Raw genomic sequence first — 17,636 nt, 5'->3', positions numbered from 1 at the left:
CCGTCGAGCGCGACGGAACGCGCGGAACCGGCGCGGAAGCGATCGTTGAAGATCTCCAGCGAGAGCACGCCGTCATAACCGGTCGCGGCCAGCGCCCGCATGAAGCCGGAGAGGTTGAGGTCGCCCTGGCCGGGCAGGCAGCGCCAGTGCCGGCTCCAGGAGAGCGGGTCCATCTGCAGGAGCGGCGCATCAGCCATCTGCACCATCGCGATCTTGTCGCGCGGAATCGTGCCGATCGCCGAGAGGTCGAGCCCGCGCGCCAGGATGTGGAAGGAATCGAGGATGATCCCAACCTCCGGCCGGTTGGCACGGCGCACGATCTCCCAGGCGTCGCGATAGTCGAAGACATGCCGGCCCCAGGCCAGCGCCTCGTAGCCGACGCGAAGGCCGCGCCGGCTGGCCCGCTCCCCGAGCTCGGCGAAATCGGCGGCGAGCCGGTCGATGCCCGGAAGCGCCTCCGGCGAGACGCTGGAGCAGACGAAGAGCAGGTCCGTTCCCAGTTCCTGCAAGAGATCGAACTTGCGCTCGGCCCGGTCGAAGACGCGTTGGCGGCGCCCCTCCGGCATGCCCTCGAAATCGCGGAAGGGCTGGCAGGTCACGATGGTCAGGCCGAGATCGCCGCAGATGCGCCGGACCTCGGTCGGAGAGCCGGGGAAGGCGATCAGGTCGTTCTCGAAGATCTCCACCGCCTTGAAGCCGGCGGCGGCGATGGCCTCGAGCTTCTCCTGGAGCGTGCCCGAAACGCACACGGTGGCGATCGATGGAATCACGGTGTGCCTCCTCTCAGCCCAGTCGCGCGACGGCGCGCAAATCCTCGGCCGTGGTCGAAGGCAGGCCGAAGAATTCCAGATAGGCGGGTATCTGTTCGAACAGCATGTCGGTGCCGACCTGCACGGCGCAGCCGCGTGCGCGCGCAACCGCGAGGAACGGCGTGATCTCCTGCGCCATCACGACTTCGCCGACGAAGGCGGAAGCGGGCAGGCGGGAGATATCAACCGGCAACGGATCGCCGGGCTTCATGCCAAGAGGAGTCGCATTGACGACGAGGTCGAAGCCATCAGGGTCATTCGAGCCGGTCGTGACGCGAAGGGCAGGGTAGTGCGCGACCAGCCGCTGCCCGAGTTCCGCGGCTGCGGGAGCATGTTTGTCGAACAGACCCAGCTCCGCGACGCCGGCCTTCGCCAGCGAAGCGGCAATCGCCGAGCCGACGCCGCCGGCACCGATCACCAGCGCGCGGGCGCCAGCGAGCTTGTGCCCTTTGCGCAGGACGCCGCGTACGAAACCTTCGCCATCGAACATGTCGCCGGTGAGCCGGCCGTCCGCTTCCAGCCGCACGGCATTGCAGGCGCCGGCAATGGCGGCCGTCGGCGAGAGCACATCGACGAGACCGGTCGTGGTGACCTTGTGCGGCATCGTCACCAGCGCGCCATGGGCGTTGGACAGGCGGAAGAACAGCCTGAGGAAGTCGGGGTAATCCGCGCTGCGGCAACCCATCGGCACGACGACGGCGTCGATCCCCTCGCGCTGGAAATAGGGGTTGTAGATCATCGGCGCCTTGAAGCTCTCGGTCGGATAGCCGAGATGGCCGATCAATCGCGTCGTGCCCTTGATCATGCTTTGGCCCTCGCCGGAGCAGGCTCCGGGGCGATCTCGACCGGTGCGCCAGTGCGCGCCGCTTCCTTCACGGCTGCGATGACGGCGAGCGTCGCAAGGCCTTCGCGGCCGGAGACGAGGGGTTCTTCCTCACCACGGATCACCGCGCAGAAATGCCGGATCTGGGCCTGCAACGGGTCCTCGGTCACAAAGGGGATGCGCTCGCGCCGCAGCGGCTCCCACCAGCCGCGCCTGTCTGAGTGGTTCCAGAGTTCGAGCGCGGGAATCGTCAGCGCACCATGCGTACCGCCGATCTGGTAACAGGACTGGTCCTGCTGCGGATAGGCGGGGTTCTCGCCGGTCGTCAGCTCCCAGCTCCAGGGCGAAACCACGGTGTCGGAGGCGCTGACCGTGCCGAGCGCGCCATTGGCGAAGCGCAGGATGGCAACCGCAGTCTCCTCGGCCGGATTGCCGCGCACGGCGTTCGAGCTCAGCGCCTGCACGCAGACGATCTCGCCGCAGAGATAGCGGAACAGATCGATATCGTGGATCAGGTTGATCAGGACCGGCCCAGCACCCTCCTGCCGGCGCCAGTCGACATCGAAATAATCGTCCGGCTTCACCAGCCAGAACTGGCCGTTGAGCGTCAGGATGCGGCCGAGCCGGCCGGCATCGATCGCCTCGCGCGCTTTCCGGATCATCGGATTGTGGCGGCGGTGATGGCCGACGAGCAGAGGCAAATTGGCTGCCTCGGCGGCATGGACGAGCCTGCGGGCGCTGTCGACGCTGTCGGCCAGCGGCTTCTCGACCAGCATCGGCACGTTGGCTGCAACCAGCTCCAGCCCGTTGGCGACATGAAGCTGGTTCGGCGTCGCGACGATGACGCCGTCCGGATGCTCGCCGGCGGGGAGGGCGTCGAAACCCGGATACCAGGCGACGCCGATCTCCTCGGCAAAGGCCTTGCCGGCCGGGGCGGGATCGATGATCGCCGAGAGGGCGGCGCCGGGCTCGGTCCGGACATGGGCGGCGTGGCGCTTGCCGATCAGGCCCGCTCCCATCACCGCGATCTTCACCGGAGCCATCGGGGGGTCCTCACGCGGCCGCGTCGGCGATCAGCTTGGCGATGCGCCGCAAGCCAAGCTGATACCCTTGCGTTCCGAAACCGGCGATGACGCCGTCGGAGCGCATGGAGACATAGGAGTGGTGGCGGAAGGCCTCGCGCTTATGCACCTGCGAGATGTGGCACTCGATCACCGGTCCCTCGAAGGTGTTGAGCGCGTCGAGCAGCGCGACCGAGGTATGCGTGAAGGCGGCCGGATTGATGACGATGCCGGCCCCGTCCTCGCGCGCCTCGTGGATCCAGTCGATCAATTCGTATTCGCGGTTCGACTGGTGGAAGCGCAGCTCCAGCTTCAGTTCCTCGGCGAGCTTGCGGCAGTCGCGCTCGACATCGGCCAGGGTCTCGTGCCCGTAGATATGAGGCTGGCGCTTGCCGAGCAGGTTCAGGTTCGGGCCGTTCAGGAGATAGACGAGGCGGGACATCGATCGCATTCCGTTGAGGTGTCCGGTCTGGCCGGACGGATTGTTCAGTGCTTGCTGAGGATTTCGCCGAGGAACTTTCGCGTCCGCTCATGGCGCGGATTCTGGAAGAACTCCTCCGGCGGCGCCTCCTCGACGATGGCGCCCTCGGCCATGAAGATGACGCGGTTCGCCACCTGGCGGGCGAAACCCATCTCGTGGGTTACGCAGATCATGGTCATGCCCTCCTCGGCGAGGCCGATCATGGTGTCGAGCACCTCCTTGACCATCTCGGGGTCGAGCGCCGAGGTGGGCTCGTCGAACAGCATGACCTTCGGCTTCATGCAGAGCGCCCGCGCGATCGCGACGCGCTGCTGCTGGCCACCGGAAAGCTGCGCCGGGTATTTCTCGGCCTGCTCCAGAATCTTCACGCGGCCGAGCAATTGGCGGGCGGTGGCCTCGGCCTCCGCCTTGCTGGCACCAAGCGAGCGCATCGGCGCCAGCATGCAGTTCTCCAGCACGGTCATGTGCGGGAACAGGTTGAAATGCTGGAAGACCATGCCGACCTCGCGGCGCACCGCGTCGATGGTCTTCGCATCGTCTCCGAGCCTGGTGCCGCCGACCCGGATCTCGCCCTTCTGGTAAGTCTCCAGATGGTTGATGCAGCGGATCAGCGTCGATTTGCCGGAGCCCGACGGTCCGCAAAGCACGATGCGCTCGCCTTTGCGGACCGTGAGACTGATATCGGTCAGGGCCTTGAACTCGCCATACCATTTCTCGACATGCGTCATGGCAATCATGGCATCCGCCCCGGAAGGCTGTGCGGCTGGCGCGTTCATGGCCCTGGCCCCGTTCTTGGCGATCAGCTCGCGGTGAAGGTGATGCCTTCGAGGCTCTCCGGGAACTTGTGAACCGGCACCTTCATCCACTTGTCGTAGATCTTCTGCAGCTCGCCATTGGCCTTGATCTTGTCGATGAAGCTGTTGATCGCGGCGTTGATCTCCTTCTCGCCGAGACGGGTGCAGGCGCCGTTATAGAGGTTCTGGAATTCGAGCTTGTTCTCGAACTCGCCGGGGCGGGCCTGCTCGATGCGCTGCATGTAGAAGATGTTGCCGCCGATCGCCTGGACCTGGCCGGAGACCAGCGCCTGGATCGAGGGCGCATCGCCGTCATAGCGGCGGATCGTGGTGTTGGCCGGCGCGTTCTTGGTCACCTGCGTGTCCTGCGCCGCGCCCTTGGCGACGCCGATCGTATAGCGGCCCATATCCTCGTTGGTGGTGATCTTGTCCTTCTTCGGGCCGATGAACACGATGGTGTTGGCGACATAGGGCTTCGAGAACTGCACGGCCTTGGCGCGCTCGGGCAGCATCGCCATGGTCGCGAACAGCACGTCGACGCGGCCGGTGGTCAGGGCCGGGATGCGGTTGTTGACCTCGAGCGGCACGAACTCGACCTGCACGCCGAGCTCCTTGGCGAAGAGCGTCGCGATATCGGCATCGAGACCGTCCTGCTTGCCGGCGCTGGTGACGAAGCCCCACGGCGGATTGTCGCCCTGGATGCCGACGACGATCTTGCCCTTGGCCTTGATCTCGGCCGGGGTGACGGCGAGGGCAGGGGCGCTCAGTACGGCCGGCAAGGCCAAAGCAGCGGCGCCCGCGATCAGGACGCTGCGGCGGGTGGTTTTCATCTTTGTCATGTTTCTCTCCCTCTTCGTGTTTGGTGGTTGGTGGTCAGGCGGTGAACGGGTCTGTCAGCGCGCGGCAATGGCCATGCGACGTTCCAGGTGCGAGCCGTAGAGCGAGAGCGGCCAGCACAGCAGGAAGTAGAGGATGCCGACGATCCCGAAGACGAGGAGCGGCTGGAAGATCTGGTTGGAGACGATGTTGCCGGCCCGCGTCAGCTCAGTGAAGCCGACGATCGCGGCGAGCGAAGTGCCCTTGATCAGCTGGACGAGGAAGCCGATCGTCGCCGGCAGCGAGATGCGGATCGCCTGCGGCAGGATCACGTCGCGCATCCGCGAGACATAGCGGAGGCTCAGCGCCTTGGCGGCCTCGGTCTGGCCCTTCGGCACGGCCTCGATCGAGCCGCGCCAGATCTCGCCGAGATAGGCGCTGGCATGGAGCGTGAAGCCGATCGCGACCGCGACCCAGGCATCGAGCTTCAGCCCGACCAGCGCAAGGCCGTAATAGACCACGAAGAGCTGCATCAGCAGCGGCGTGCCCTGGAACAGCGCGATATAGCCGGAGGTGATCCGCTCGATCAGCGGCCGGCCGGACACGCGCAGCAGCGCGATGGCGAGCCCGAACACGCCGCCGCCGATGAAACCGACGATAGAGAGCAGCACGGTCCACTTGAGACCGGTGAGCAGGAAGAGGAATTCGTTCGCTCCCATCGTGCCCTCACTTCACCGGGTAGCTGAAGTAGCGGGTCGAGATCGCGTCGAAGAAGCGCATCATCACCCAGGAGATCACGAGGTAGAACAGCGTGATCGTGCCGTAGACCTCGAACGAGCGGAAACTGTCGGACTCGATCCGCTGCGCCACCGAGGTCAGTTCGTAAGCCGAGATCGCCGAGGCGATGGAGGTGGTCAGCGTCAGCAGCACGAACTGGCTGGTCAGCGAGGGGAAGATCGCCCGGAGCGCCGGCTTGAGCACGATCAGCCGAAAGACCTGCGCCTTGTGCAGGCCGAGTGCGAGCCCTGCCTCGATCTGGCCCTTGCCGATCGACTGGACGCCGCCGCGAATGATCTCGATCGCATAGGCGCCGCCATTGATGCCGAGCGCGATGATCGCGGTCGGCGTCGGGTCGAGCCTGAGGCCCGCCAGTGGCAGCGCGAAATAGATGAAGAAGATCTGGACCAGGAAGGGTGTGTTGCGGATGATTTCGACGAAGGCCTTCACCAGCCAGCGCACCGGGGCGATCTTCGAGTCGCGCAGGATCACGCCGCCGACGCCGATGACGATGGCCAGCGCCATGCCGCAGATCGCGAGCAGGAAGGTGCCGAGGCAGCCCATCAGCAGGGCTGGCATCCCGTCGATCACCGGCGTGAAATCGAGCTTGTAGTTCATGGCGCTCCCTAGATCATCGCGCGCTCCACGGGCGCGGTGATCTATCTCCTTGGTGTTGCATCGGATTCATCCGAAAAGTGGAATCCACTTTTCGGTCCGACGCAGTCGCGGCCGACCTTCTCGAAGGGGTCGATCCGGTTCCCGTCTGCAGTCGCGACACCTCTCCTCGGGTGCCTTGGTCGTCAGGCTCGCCGGCTTGCGCTCTGCCGGTGACATGTTAAATGTACCAGATAGTTCATTTGGTCAAGCGCAATGTACCGTCTTGTCCATTTCAATGCGTGCGACCCGGCTTTCGTGCCGGTTTCCGATGAGGGAAGCATGAGCAAGGCAGCGTCGACGCAGAAGGTGACGGGCCGCAAGCCGGCGTCCTGGACGCAGGACCCGGAGGGCGTCCGCCGCAACATCCTGACCGTCGCGAAGGAGGAATTCGTCGAGAACGGCCTGAGCGGCGCGCGCGTCGACGAGATCGCGGCGCGGACCGCGACCAGCAAGCGGATGATCTACTATTATTTCGGGGACAAGGAGGGGCTCTACCGCGCCGTCCTCGAGGAGATGTACGAGCGCATCCGCGGCTTCGAGCGCAGCCTCGACCTCGCCAGCCTGCCGCCGGTAGAGGCGATGACGTTGCTGGCGGCCTTCACCTTCGACTATCACGCCGAGAACCCGGATTTCGTCCGTCTCGTCATGGTCGAGAACATCCACCATGGCCGCCATCTCGCAAGCTCCGACCGGATCGCTTCGCTCAACCTTTCGGCCATCGACATGATCCGCGAGGCCTATGAGCGCGGCGTGGCGGCGGGGCTGTTCCGGCCGGGGATCGAGGCGCTCGATATCCACCTGACGATCAGCGCGCTCGCCTTCTATAACGTCTCCAACCGCGCCAGCATCCGCCAGGTCTTCGGCCACGACATGGGCGCGCCCGAAGCGTTGGCCCGCCGCCGCGCGGCCGCGATCGACACGCTCCTGCGCATGCTGCATCCCTGAAGCCTTGCCGGGCCGGGAGGGCAGGGGCATCGCCATCAAGCCCTGGCCGCGACCAAGCCGGCCATCGCCTGGATGGCAAGTTCGTAGCCGGCGGCGCCCATCCCGATGATGATGCCGGTCGCGGTCCGCGAGATCAGCGAGTTGTGATAGATGCTCTCACGCGCATGCACATTCGAGATGTGCAGCTCGATCTTCGGGCCGTCGAACATCTTGAGCGCATCGAGCAGCGCAACCGAGGTGAAGGTGTAGCCGGCCGGGTTGATGATGATCCCGCAGGCCTCGAGCCGCGCCTGATGCACGCTCTCGACCAGTTCGCCCTCGAAATTGGTCTGTCGAAACTCGACCGAAAAGCCGAGCGAACCTGCCTTCGCTTCGCAGCTCTCCCTGATCTCGGCCAGCGTGGTCGAGCCGTAGATATGCGGCTCGCGCTGCCCGAGCAGGTTCAGGTTTGGGCCGTTCAGGATGTAGAGGCGGCGCGATGCGGCCGCGCTTCCCGCTGCGGCGCGGGCCGGCCCTTCCTTCTCCGACATGACGATCTCCCAGGGCGAGGTTCTCTGGCCTCGCTCGCGTTTCCTGAGCGAAACGTGATACAAGACGAAACAGAGATCAACTGATAATTCATCGATCATCAGTTGATTTATGAGATTGCTGCCCCCGCGCTTGCAAGCCGCAGCGGCGGCTGGCAGGAAGGCGGCGAGGCGGTACGGAGCATCATGACGGACGCGGCATTCGATCTCGGCAGCGATGACATCCCGGCGCTGTCGACCGGCGAGCAGGCCTATGAGCGCATCCGGCACGACATCGTGTTCGGCGTACTCCAGCCCGGACAGCGCCTGCCGCTCGACCGGCTGAAATCGGTCTATAGCGTCGGCATCAGCACGCTGCGCGAGATCCTGAACCGGTTGGCGCCGCAAGGCCTCGTGGTCGCGGAAGGCCAGCGCGGCTTCCAGGTCTCGCCCTGCTCGGTGACGGACCTCAAGGAACTGGCGGATCTGCGCCTGCTGATCGAGAGCAACGCCCTGGCGCAGTCCTTCCAGGCCGGGGATGTCGAGTGGGAAGGGCGCATCGTCGCCGCCCATCACAAGCTTGCCCGGATGGAGCAGCGCCTGCTCGCCGGCGACGAATCGGGCACGCAAGCCTGGAAACGCTACGATTTCGAGTTCCATCAGGCGCTGGTCTCGGCTTGCGGCTCCAAGGCGCTGCTCGATCTCCATGCCGGTATCTATGACCGCTACCTGCGCTATCAGATGGTCTTCTTCGTCTTCTGGGGACCGACCTCGACCGAGGATCACAAGGCCCTGCTCGATTGCGCCCTGCGCCGCGACGCAGCCGAGGCTCAGCGGCTGCTGCACGGCCATATCCATGGCTGCATCGACATGGCGCTGGAGCGCGGCCTGGTCGACTGAAGCGGCCGGCTGAGAGTTCTCGCCCGTGCTCTGTCGCCAGAGCGTGGGGAGGTGCCTCACTCGACAGGGAAACGCGCCTCCATCAGCGCGAGCGCTTCCAGCAAGGGCTCGGCATGGGGGCCGAGCGCGGTGAGGATGGAGGCCTCGAAAGCCAGCGCGCGCGGCACGATCTCGCGATAGGCATGCAGCCCGGGCGCCGTCAGGGACAGGCTTTCCTCGCGCCTGTCCTGCGCGTTCTCGCGCCGGACTAGCCAGCGCCGCTCCTCCAGCGCCCGCACGGCCCGGCTGACCTTGGTCTTGTGCATCGAGGAATGCTTGCCGATGGCCTTTGCCGTCATCGTGCCGAACTGGGCGAGGGTGGCGAGCACCCGCCATTCCGGCACGGTCAGGTCGTGATGCGGACCGTAGACCGCCCGGAACTGCTGCGAGACCGCCGAACTCAGGCGATTCAGGCGATAGGGCAGGAAGTGCTCGAGCGCGAGTTTCGACATGCCTTGTTAGTTACAAAATCGACAGTTACCAAAGCAACCATCTTGAGCGAAGGCCGTCGCGAGGAGAGGGTGCCCCATGACCGTTCAGAACCCGGCCCATGCCGGCGGCTCAAAGGCCCCGAGCGCGATCCACGCGGGCTACATGTCCGGCTTCGGCAATGGCTTCGAGACCGAGGCGCTGCCCGGCGCCCTGCCGCTCGGGCGCAACTCGCCGCAGAAATGCGCTTACGGTCTCTATGCCGAGCAGCTCTCCGGCTCGCCCTTCACCGCGCCGCGCACCACCAACGAACGCTCCTGGCTCTATCGCATCCGCCCGACCGTCGCGCATTGGAACGAATTCCGGAAGGTCGATGCCGGCTTCTGGCGCACGGCGCCGGCCCGCGAGGTCGACATGCCGATCGCGCCCTTGCGCTGGAGCCCGATCCCGATCCCATCGGGGCCGATCTCCTTCGTCGAGGGCATCCGCAGCATGACGACCGCGGGCGACGCCGGCAGCCAGGGCGGCATGGGCGCGCATGTCTATCTGATCACGCGCTCGATGGTGGACGCGTATTTCTACAATGCCGATGGCGAGATGCTGTTCGTGCCGCAGCAGGGGGCTTTGCGGCTCTGGACCGAATTCGGCATCATCGACATCGAGCCCGGCGAGATCGCGGTGATCCCGCGCGGCGTGAAGATCCGCGTCGAGCTCAGGGACGGGCCGGCGCGTGGCTATATCTGCGAGAACTATGGCGGCGCCTTCACCTTGCCGGAGCGCGGGCCGATCGGCGCGAACTGCCTCGCCAATCCGCGCGACTTCCTGACGCCGGCGGCGGCCTACGAGGACCGCGACGCGCCCTCGAAGATGTATGTGAAATGGGGCGGCAATCTCTGGGCTGCCGATATCGAACATTCACCGCTCGACGTGGTCGCCTGGCATGGCAACTACGCCCCGTACAAGTATGATCTCAGGCGCTTTTCGCCGGTCGGACCGGTCCTCTACGACCATGCTGATCCGTCGATCTTCACGGTGCTGACTTCGCCCTCGGAGACGCCCGGCACAGCCAATATCGACTTCGTCATCTTCTCGGACCGCTGGCTGGTGGCCGAGAACACCTTCCGGCCGCCCTGGTACCATATGAACGTGATGAGCGAGTTCATGGGGCTGGTCTACGGCGTCTACGACGCCAAGACCGGCGGCGGCTTCGTGCCGGGCGGCATCTCGCTGCACAACTCCATGCTGCCACACGGACCGGACGTCGACGCCTTCGAGAAGGCGAGCAATGTCGAGCTGAAGCCGCACAAGCTCGAGGGTACGCTGGCCTTCATGTTCGAGACGCGGTTCCCGCAACAGGTCACGGCCTTCGCGGCAGGCTCGGATTCGCTCCAGCGTGACTATGGCGGCTACGGCCACAAGCTGACCAAGCACTTCGATCCGAACAGGCCTTGAGAGGGCGTTACGGTCGATAGGTCAGATATCGCCAGGTAGAAACGAGAAGGCAGCTGCAGCGTCGTGGCCGCCGGTCCTGATGTCAGTCTCAAGAGTTGTTGCGTAGCCCATTACCTACGACCTATCGCGTCAAATTCTGCAATGATTCCGGCGGCGTTGGCCCCCAATTCATTGCCTGATGTAGCCCAATTGAGCGTCGTACAGGGGGGTGTGTAGCCCAATTGAACGTCGTGCGAGATATAACCTTCAATTGGGCTACACACCTGGACAAGGGGGCGCGGCGAGCCTCAGAACTCAGGCATATATGACCGGCGAGTTGTCCGGCTACCGTGCGTGTCACGCGATTGCTCGCGTGCGGCGACCGCGGCGCTCAAGCTTAAAAGGTGCGCCCGGAGGATCCCCGACCACAGCGACGGGCCGTCCGCTTTTTTTGCTTGCCAGGGGCGTCGACTGGGCATGTGATAACCTCCTTTATCACCCGTTATGTGGCGTGCGTTCATGGCCCGGTTCTCGCCCTTCATCATCGGCGCCTTCGCCGAGGTCATCACCGGCGGCTCGGGGATGGGCAACGACGTGACCGAGCCGGTCGGGATCTATCGATCGGGCACGAGGATCCAGCAGTTCTCCCACCCCTCATGAAAGGACCCGTGGCAGCAATCACTCGCGCCATCCTTCGTGCGACGGAAAGTTCGTACATCGCTCAAGCCATCCTGCGCGCGACGGCGAGTTCTCAAGCCGCGACTGATCTCGCCGGCGAACCTAAACACGGCCATTCCGTCGACCGCGTGATGTCGAAGCTGGCAGGACAGCCAAGAGGATACCAGCCCGATGGATTCTAGAGTTGCCTCCCTCATCCGGGAAGCAGCATTCCGAGGCGATTCGGCAGAGATAGTCGCTGCCGTAATGGAATTGGCTCGAAATGACGACACCCGCCCGATGCCCCGTGCCTCCGCTTCGGCCGACGCAGAACCGGAGGGCGCCAAGCTGATCGTCTTGTCGTCGAGCGACTTGTTGGAGGTGGTCGAGACGATGTTGAAGCCGCTGTCATTCTATGAAGCGCTTCAAATGGAAGGATTCCGTCAGGCGCACAGAGCGATAGTCGATGAGGCCTGGGCCAAAGAATGCGCGGGGATTCAGGAGGAGGCACAACGGTTCCTGGGGCTCGCCTTCGACTTGAGAACGCTTTGTATCGAAGGGAGTCCCGACTCAGAGCTCGTGTCGGCCCCGATACTCGAACGATGGCACGTCACGTCGAGGCCAGCCTTTTGCCTCACCGGCGAGGTGACCGGGCATCCGTTGCTGCCCGGCACGCGACGCAGAATCGCGACCTCCGACCTCGTCATTCTCAGCGAGGAGCGCGGTTGGGCGAGAACCCGGTCCCGATGGTATCGGCTCGGCGCTCCCCGCGGTGTGAGACAGAACGGCTGAAGCTCCGGATTTGTCCGGCCAACCCATGCGCAGTCGAGCATGTGACTTGTCAATCGGGACGTTGGAGCAACGCATGCGCATATTGGAGACGTCCGATATCCATCTCGAATTCGGTCCTTTCTCGCTCCCCGACGACATCACGGATTTCGATGTTGCGGTGTTCGCTGGCGATATCTCGCGCCCGATATCGAGCGCGATCGAGTGGATCGACATTCAGAGGCGTAGCGCGCTCAAGGGTCGACCCGCGATCTTCGTGCCCGGGAACCACGAGTTTTATGGCACCGAGATCGGCGCGGCTTTGCGCGAGGGGAAGGCGCTCGCGCAAACTGCCGGAATCCATCTGCTGGCACCCGGGGCGGTCATCATCGGCGGCGCGCGTTTCGTCGGAGGTACCCTATGGACCGACTACAACCTACTCGGAGACGCCAGGTCCGCGCGCCGAGCGGCGCTCAGTGGAATGAACGATCATCGCAGGATCACCGTGGTCGAAGCCGGAAGGCGAATGCCGTTCCGCCCTGTTCACGCGCTCTCGCTGCACAGGCAAGATTTGGCCTTCATCACGCAAACTCTGGAGGAGCCATTTGACGGACCGACTGTGGTAGTCACTCACCATGCTCCTCATTCGAAATCGGTTCAGCCGCAATATGAAGGCGATCCGCTATCGCCAGCCTTCGCATCCGATCTGTGCAACGTCATCGAGCGCTATCAGCCGGCGTTATGGATTCACGGCCACGATCACGGCTCTCACGATTATCGGGTCGGCCCGACACGCGTCGTCTCGAACCAGGCTGGCTATCCCAAGGGCGAAGGCGCCCGGGAGAATCCCCGCTTTGACCCACGTCTCGTCTTGGACCTGGTGACAAGCTCGCGCTGAGCGTCTCCGGGAGGCGGAGGTCCGCCGCAGCGTCGCTTGGCGAGGAAAGCCAATAGCTGAGGGTCGCGCCCCAAACGATCGAATTCCTCGAAGGAGCTTTCGCACGAGGAAGCGAGCCAATGTTCCGGGTTGAGAATTCCGGCGCGTCTCAAGACATTCTCAAAACGCCCGTCGCGGACGATCTCATAGCCACGCGCCCTGGCATAGGCCGCGTCAACTCCCAGTCCTTCGAAACCCGACCATCGATCGTCGATTCCACGCATGTGAATGACGCCGATGCGTTCCATTATCTCGATCGCGTTTCTAATTCTCAGACCTTCCAGCAGGGAAGGGGAGTCAAGCGGTTGAAGCGAACACTTCGATCAAGGCGGATATGACCCAGGCGATCCAGTCGAATTGCCAGTTCAATCGCCGCCTCCGGCCGCCGGATGGCTGAACCCAATTCGGCGATCGATGAATTGGAGCCCAACTTCGCTACGGCCATGAGGGCCTTCAGCAGCAACGCTTGATCTCCGAAAGGACCGCTGTGCCTATGGATGAGCCGCGCATTATAGAGCATTGGTTCGATACGGATTTCTTGCTCGGTTACGAGCCGGTGGACATATCCAGCCTTGTTTGCGGCTATTTCGCAGGCCTCGAACCGCTGAAGGACCTTCTGACGAGCCTTTTGATCCACAGGACAAACAAGGGTCAGGAACTTTACGTCGACGAGCTCACGCGGTCCTGCTTGCCGTTTGATCATATAATCCGGGATCCAGCGTTGCCGGCGGCCATCCACGAAGATGTCCAGTGTGAGTGGTTGCGAGATCACGTCTTCAACGTCGCTATCCTGCGCGTCTGTCACCAGGATAAAATCTGCTTGGAGCATGTTTTCGGCCGATATGATCTTTCTGCGGAGGCGCGTCATTGGCACGTCGGCCGTGTAGCCAGTTTTTCCCCGCCTGCGGACCTTGCGAACGTCGCTTCCTCGGATGAGCTCCGGGCGCTGCCAATTCGCCTTCTTAGGTTTGGATGGAGAGGCGATATTCGGCTCAACATAACGATCAAATGGAAGCCATCGATCGCTTGCGTCGTCTGCTCGGCTCAAGAGCAATCGCCGCCGAATAGGGTAGCTTTCAACCGCATCGAAACTCATCGTGGTGTCTCCAATGGCGCTGAAACGCCACGTTGATCACAAAATTCGAGAATGGTTGAGGAGCACCGTCAAGTTATTTGTTTCGGCAGATCGTGTGACTGGATTCGGTTTTGTTGTTTTGATCTCAATAGTTGGGGCTTCTTGTTCGATCTCCGCCGAAGATAATGCTGTATTTATTTCGGGATTAAATTTTTAGCCGCTTCGGAGCACGTGACGAGGGAGTATTGTTACGCGCTGCTCCGGCTTCCGTGCCCAACTAAATACCGCAGTCGACTGCGAGCGGGGCTTCTGACACCGGAACACTGCCGATGCGCTCTCCGGCTTGAAGGTCCCATTCTACCAAACCGAGCACGTCGTCCCGAATCGAGTACAACCTTCAATTGGGCTACACCGTGCGATTATATGGGCTAAACGCGCCCAATCGGGCTACACAACAACAAGTGAAGGAAGAGGGCCGAAATCCGCCCAGCATTGATTCGCATAAGGTATATTATGGAACTAATATTGATGCGAGCGTGGCCCGGAGCGTTGGCAGCTCACGCTGGGAGCGAAATCGTCATCCCGTCGAACGCCACCTCTGCAATGCCGGCCAAGCGCTTGGTCAGGCTGGCATAATCCAGATCGACATGAAGGTTGGTCAGGATTGCGCGGCGCGGCTTCAGGCGTGCGATCGCCTCCAGCGACCGCGCCAGGTGGAAATGACTGGGATGCGGCGTCTCGCGCAGGCAGTCGAGGATCAGCACGTCGAGATCGGCCATCGCATCCATGGCCGCCGCCGGGATCAGATTGACATCCGGCAGGTAAGCGAGATCGCCGAAGCGGAAGCCGAGCGCCTCGTAGTTCGGCCCGTGCTCGACGCGGAACGGCAGCGCCGTGATCGGCCCGCCGGCGCCGTCGATGGTCTGCGGCCGGCCGGCGCTGATCTCGTCGAGGTCGAGGATCGGCGGGTAATAGCTGCCGGGCGGCGTCTCGAAGAGATAGCCGAAGCGCGAATGCAGCGAGGCTTGCGTCGTCTTGTCGGCATGGATCCGGATGCGCTGGCGCATATGCAGGACGAGCGCGCGCAGATCATCGATGCCGTGGGTATGGTCGGCATGGTCATGCGTCATCAGCACGCCGTCCAGCGCCGGGACCTCGGCCGAGAGCAGCTGCTCGCGCAGATCCGGCGAGGTATCGACCAGGACCCGCGTCGTGCCGTCCGGGCCGGTGCGCTCGACGAGGATCGAGCAGCGCCGGCGCCGGTTCTTCGGCTCGGCGGGATCGCAGGCGCCCCAGCCGGAGCCCGGCCGCGGCACGCCGCCTGACGATCCGCAGCCGAGGATGGTGACAGTGAGCGTCATGGCGCCGCGTCAGGCCACCTGCGCGACCGGCGCGGCATGGTCCATCTTCCAGTAGCAGCGCCGGGCGTTCTCGGTCGTGATCGCAGCGATCTCGTCGAAGGAAGTGTCGATCGTTTCGCCAAGAACCTTCGCCGTTTCAACGACATAGGACGGCTGGTTGCGCTTGCCCCTGAACGGCACGGGCGCCAGATAGGGCGCATCCGTCTCGACCAGCAGGCGCTCACGCGGGACCATCCGGGCGATCCGACGCAGGTTCTCCGAGGTCTTGAAGGTCAGGATTCCGGAGAACGAAACGTACAATCCGAGCTCGACGCCGGCCATCGCCAGCGCTTCGCCGGCGGTGAAGCAGTGCAGGATGGCAGGGAAGGCGCCCTTCCCCATTTCCTCCCGCAGGATCGCGATCATGTCGTCATCAGCCTCGCGCGAATGGATGACGAGCGGCAGCTGCGTGATCCGCGCCGCGGCGATATGCGTGCGCAATCCTTGAGCCTGTGCGTCGCGCGGACTCGAATCGTAGTGGTAGTCGAGCCCAGCCTCGCCGATGGCGACGCAGCGCGGATGGCGCGACAGTTCGACGAGGCGCTCGGCCGTGACGTCGAGCTCCTCATGCGCCTGATGCGGATGCGTGCCGACCGAGAACCACACCGACGGAAAGCGCTCCGCCAGCGCGACGTAATCGGCATAGCGTGCGACCCGCGTCGAGATCGTCACCATCCGGCCAACGCCGGCTTCTTCAGCCCGCGCGACATAGGCCGGCAGTTCCTCGGCGAAGTCCGGGAAGTCGAGATGGCAATGCGTATCGATCAGCATCACGCGGCCTGGCCGTCCTCGGGCTCGACATAGCGCGGGAAGATCGCGCTCGGCGCCGGCAGGCTTGAGCCGCTGACGAGCCGATGCTCCGCGCCGAGCGCCGCGAAGCTGCGGGCCTCGGGTGCTATGCCAAGCAGGTCGAGCAGCTTGCCTGCAGCCACCGGCATCACCGGCTGCACCAGGATCGCGACCTCGCGCAGCACCTCGATCGTGACATAAAGGATGGTGTCACGGCGGGCCGGATCGGTCTTGGTCAGGCGCCAGGGCTCGTTATTGGCGAAATAGCGGTTCGCCTCGGCAACGACGGCCCAGAGATCGGCCAGCACGGTGTGAAGGGCGAAATCCTTCATCGCCTCGCGCGCCTTCGCGAGCGCCGCATCGGCCATGGCGAGCATGGCCTCGTCGGCCGCGTTCAGCGCGCCGCGCGGCGGCACCCTGCCCTCGCAGTTCTTGGCGATCATCGACAGCGAGCGCTGCGCCAGATTGCCGAGATCATTGGCGAGATCGGCATTGATGCGCCCGACGATGGCATCGTGGCTGTAATTGCCGTCCTGGCCGAACGAGACTTCGCGCAGGAAGAAATAGCGCAACTGGTCGACGCCATAGGCCTCGGCGAGGGCGAACGGATCGACCACGTTGCCGAGCGACTTCGACATCTTCGTGCCCTTGTTCAGCAGGAAGCCGTGGCCGAAGACGCGCTTCGGCAACGGCAACCCCGCCGACATCAGGAAGGCAGGCCAGTAGACCGCATGGAAGCGCACGATGTCCTTGCCGATGATATGGACATCGGCCGGCCAGTAATGCGCGCGCGGGCTTTCCGGATCGGGGAAGCCCGTCCCGGTGACATAGTTGTTGAGCGCGTCGACCCAGACATACATGACGTGCTTCGGGTCGCCCGGCACGGGCAGGCCCCAGTCGAAGGTGGTGCGGCTGATCGAGAGATCCTCGAGCCCGCCCTTCACGAAGGAGACGACCTCGTTCTTGCGCGTCTCCGGCGAGATGAAGTCCGGCACATCCTCGTAGAGCTTCAGCAGCCGGTCCTGATAGGACTTGAGGCGAAAGAAATAGCTCTCCTCCTCGACCCATTCGACCGGAGTGCCCTGCCCGCCCAGGCGCGTGCCGTCGGGCTGGAGGGTGGTCTCCTCCTCGCCGTAGAAGGCCTCGTCGCGCACTGAGTACCAGCCGGAATACTTGGCGAGATAGATGTCGCCATTGGCCTCCATCCGCCGCCAGAGTTCCTGGGTCGAGGGCAGATGATCGGCATCGGTGGTGCGGATGAAGCGGTCGAAGGAACAGCCGAGACGCTGCTCCATCTCCTCGAAGCGCGCCGCGATCTTGTCGACGAAATCCTTTGGCGAGAGGCCGTTCTGCGCCGCCGTGCGTTGCACCTTCTGGCCGTGCTCGTCGGTGCCGGTCATGGCGAAGACATCGTAGCCGTCGAGCCGCTTGAAGCGCGCGATCGCGTCCGACGCCACCATCTCGTAGGCGTGGCCGATATGCGGCGGGCCATTGGTGTAATGGATCGCGGTCGTCAGGTAGAATTTCGGGGCCGTGGCCATC

Annotated in this window: 20 protein-coding genes; 6 read left to right on the top strand and 14 right to left on the bottom strand. The window is 64.0% G+C overall.

Annotation, left to right across the window (positions count from 1 at the left end; all coding sequences use genetic code 11):
• The 8 genes from AC1RLU_RS17065 to AC1RLU_RS17030 all read right to left on the bottom strand — a co-directional run.
• Positions 1-770, bottom strand: a 770-nt coding sequence (locus tag AC1RLU_RS17065) for a sugar phosphate isomerase/epimerase family protein (protein WP_492796942.1), incomplete at its 3' end; no start/stop codon positions are given.
• A 13-nt stretch (positions 771-783) separates the two neighbouring features.
• Positions 784-1,614, bottom strand: a complete 831-nt coding sequence (locus AC1RLU_RS17060; RefSeq protein WP_492796940.1) for a shikimate dehydrogenase family protein — start codon at positions 1,612-1,614, stop codon at positions 784-786.
• Entirely contained in the window at positions 1,611-2,675 is a 1,065-nt protein-coding gene (locus AC1RLU_RS17055) for a Gfo/Idh/MocA family protein (RefSeq protein ID WP_492796938.1), read from the bottom strand. Before AC1RLU_RS17055 ends, AC1RLU_RS17060 begins: the two co-directional genes overlap by 4 nt.
• Positions 2,676-2,685: 10 nt before the next feature.
• A complete protein-coding gene (gene aroQ, locus AC1RLU_RS17050; protein ID WP_492796936.1) occupies positions 2,686-3,135 on the bottom strand; it encodes a type II 3-dehydroquinate dehydratase in 450 nt (149 codons plus the stop codon).
• Positions 3,136-3,179: 44 nt separating this feature from the next.
• The gene (locus AC1RLU_RS17045) at positions 3,180-3,911 is read right to left on the bottom strand and encodes an amino acid ABC transporter ATP-binding protein (RefSeq protein ID WP_492796934.1); all 732 of its coding nucleotides are present in this window, start codon (positions 3,909-3,911) and stop codon (positions 3,180-3,182) included.
• 62 nt (positions 3,912-3,973) lie between these two features.
• Positions 3,974-4,807 (bottom strand): transporter substrate-binding domain-containing protein, encoded by an 834-nt coding sequence (locus tag AC1RLU_RS17040; protein WP_492796932.1) that lies wholly within the window; start codon positions 4,805-4,807, stop codon positions 3,974-3,976.
• 54 nt (positions 4,808-4,861) lie between these two features.
• On the bottom strand, positions 4,862-5,503 hold the full coding sequence (locus AC1RLU_RS17035; protein ID WP_492796931.1) for an amino acid ABC transporter permease: 642 nt from the start codon (positions 5,501-5,503) through the stop codon (positions 4,862-4,864).
• Positions 5,504-5,510: 7 nt separating this feature from the next.
• A complete protein-coding gene (locus AC1RLU_RS17030) occupies positions 5,511-6,179 on the bottom strand; it encodes an amino acid ABC transporter permease (protein ID WP_061967879.1) in 669 nt (222 codons plus the stop codon).
• 318 nt (positions 6,180-6,497) lie between these two features.
• Between AC1RLU_RS17030 and AC1RLU_RS17025 the strand changes: the two genes are divergently transcribed.
• Complete coding sequence (locus tag AC1RLU_RS17025; protein WP_492796929.1) at positions 6,498-7,163, top strand: TetR/AcrR family transcriptional regulator; 666 nt, start codon at positions 6,498-6,500, stop codon at positions 7,161-7,163.
• 35 nt (positions 7,164-7,198) lie between these two features.
• Here the strand turns inward: AC1RLU_RS17025 and aroQ (AC1RLU_RS17020) are convergent, their stop codons facing one another.
• A complete protein-coding gene (gene aroQ, locus AC1RLU_RS17020; RefSeq protein WP_091859407.1) occupies positions 7,199-7,693 on the bottom strand; it encodes a type II 3-dehydroquinate dehydratase in 495 nt (164 codons plus the stop codon).
• Positions 7,694-7,876: 183 nt separating this feature from the next.
• Between aroQ (AC1RLU_RS17020) and AC1RLU_RS17015 the strand changes: the two genes are divergently transcribed.
• Entirely contained in the window at positions 7,877-8,569 is a 693-nt protein-coding gene (locus tag AC1RLU_RS17015; RefSeq protein ID WP_492796928.1) for a GntR family transcriptional regulator, read from the top strand.
• 56 nt (positions 8,570-8,625) lie between these two features.
• On the opposite strand, the gene AC1RLU_RS17010 is transcribed toward AC1RLU_RS17015, so the two are convergent.
• Positions 8,626-9,060 carry a MarR family winged helix-turn-helix transcriptional regulator gene (locus AC1RLU_RS17010; protein WP_091859410.1) on the bottom strand — a complete coding sequence of 145 codons (435 nt, stop codon included), beginning with the start codon at positions 9,058-9,060 and terminating at the stop codon, positions 8,626-8,628.
• 76 nt (positions 9,061-9,136) lie between these two features.
• Here AC1RLU_RS17010 and hmgA point away from each other — a divergent pair, with 76 nt between their 5' ends.
• From hmgA to AC1RLU_RS16990, 4 genes are all read left to right on the top strand, one after another.
• Entirely contained in the window at positions 9,137-10,489 is a 1,353-nt protein-coding gene (gene hmgA / locus AC1RLU_RS17005; RefSeq protein WP_492796925.1) for a homogentisate 1,2-dioxygenase, read from the top strand.
• 498 nt (positions 10,490-10,987) lie between these two features.
• A complete protein-coding gene (locus tag AC1RLU_RS17000; RefSeq protein ID WP_492796924.1) occupies positions 10,988-11,128 on the top strand; it encodes a hypothetical protein in 141 nt (46 codons plus the stop codon).
• Between the two features lie 264 nt (positions 11,129-11,392).
• Positions 11,393-11,917: a DUF6634 family protein gene (locus tag AC1RLU_RS16995; RefSeq protein ID WP_492796922.1), complete on the top strand. Its 525-nt coding sequence runs from the start codon at positions 11,393-11,395 to the stop codon at positions 11,915-11,917.
• Between the two features lie 73 nt (positions 11,918-11,990).
• Positions 11,991-12,791 (top strand): metallophosphoesterase, encoded by an 801-nt coding sequence (locus AC1RLU_RS16990; protein WP_492796920.1) that lies wholly within the window; start codon positions 11,991-11,993, stop codon positions 12,789-12,791.
• A 310-nt stretch (positions 12,792-13,101) separates the two neighbouring features.
• On the opposite strand, the gene AC1RLU_RS16985 is transcribed toward AC1RLU_RS16990, so the two are convergent.
• The 4 genes from AC1RLU_RS16985 to metG form a co-directional block, all read right to left on the bottom strand.
• Positions 13,102-13,926 (bottom strand): hypothetical protein, encoded by an 825-nt coding sequence (locus AC1RLU_RS16985; RefSeq protein ID WP_492796918.1) that lies wholly within the window; start codon positions 13,924-13,926, stop codon positions 13,102-13,104.
• A 536-nt stretch (positions 13,927-14,462) separates the two neighbouring features.
• Positions 14,463-15,266 (bottom strand): MBL fold metallo-hydrolase, encoded by an 804-nt coding sequence (locus tag AC1RLU_RS16980; protein ID WP_492796917.1) that lies wholly within the window; start codon positions 15,264-15,266, stop codon positions 14,463-14,465.
• Positions 15,267-15,275: 9 nt separating this feature from the next.
• On the bottom strand, positions 15,276-16,076 hold the full coding sequence (locus tag AC1RLU_RS16975; RefSeq protein WP_492796973.1) for a TatD family hydrolase: 801 nt from the start codon (positions 16,074-16,076) through the stop codon (positions 15,276-15,278).
• Entirely contained in the window at positions 16,076-17,635 is a 1,560-nt protein-coding gene (gene metG / locus AC1RLU_RS16970; RefSeq protein ID WP_492796916.1) for a methionine--tRNA ligase, read from the bottom strand. The genes AC1RLU_RS16975 and metG overlap by 1 nt, the downstream gene beginning before the upstream one ends.
• Position 17,636 lies beyond the last annotated feature (1 nt).

This window comes from Allobosea sp. GW822-FHT05A11 (assembly GCF_058800455.1).
Note: the sequence above shows the minus strand (reverse complement) of the source record. Positions and strands in the feature narration are given on the sequence as shown.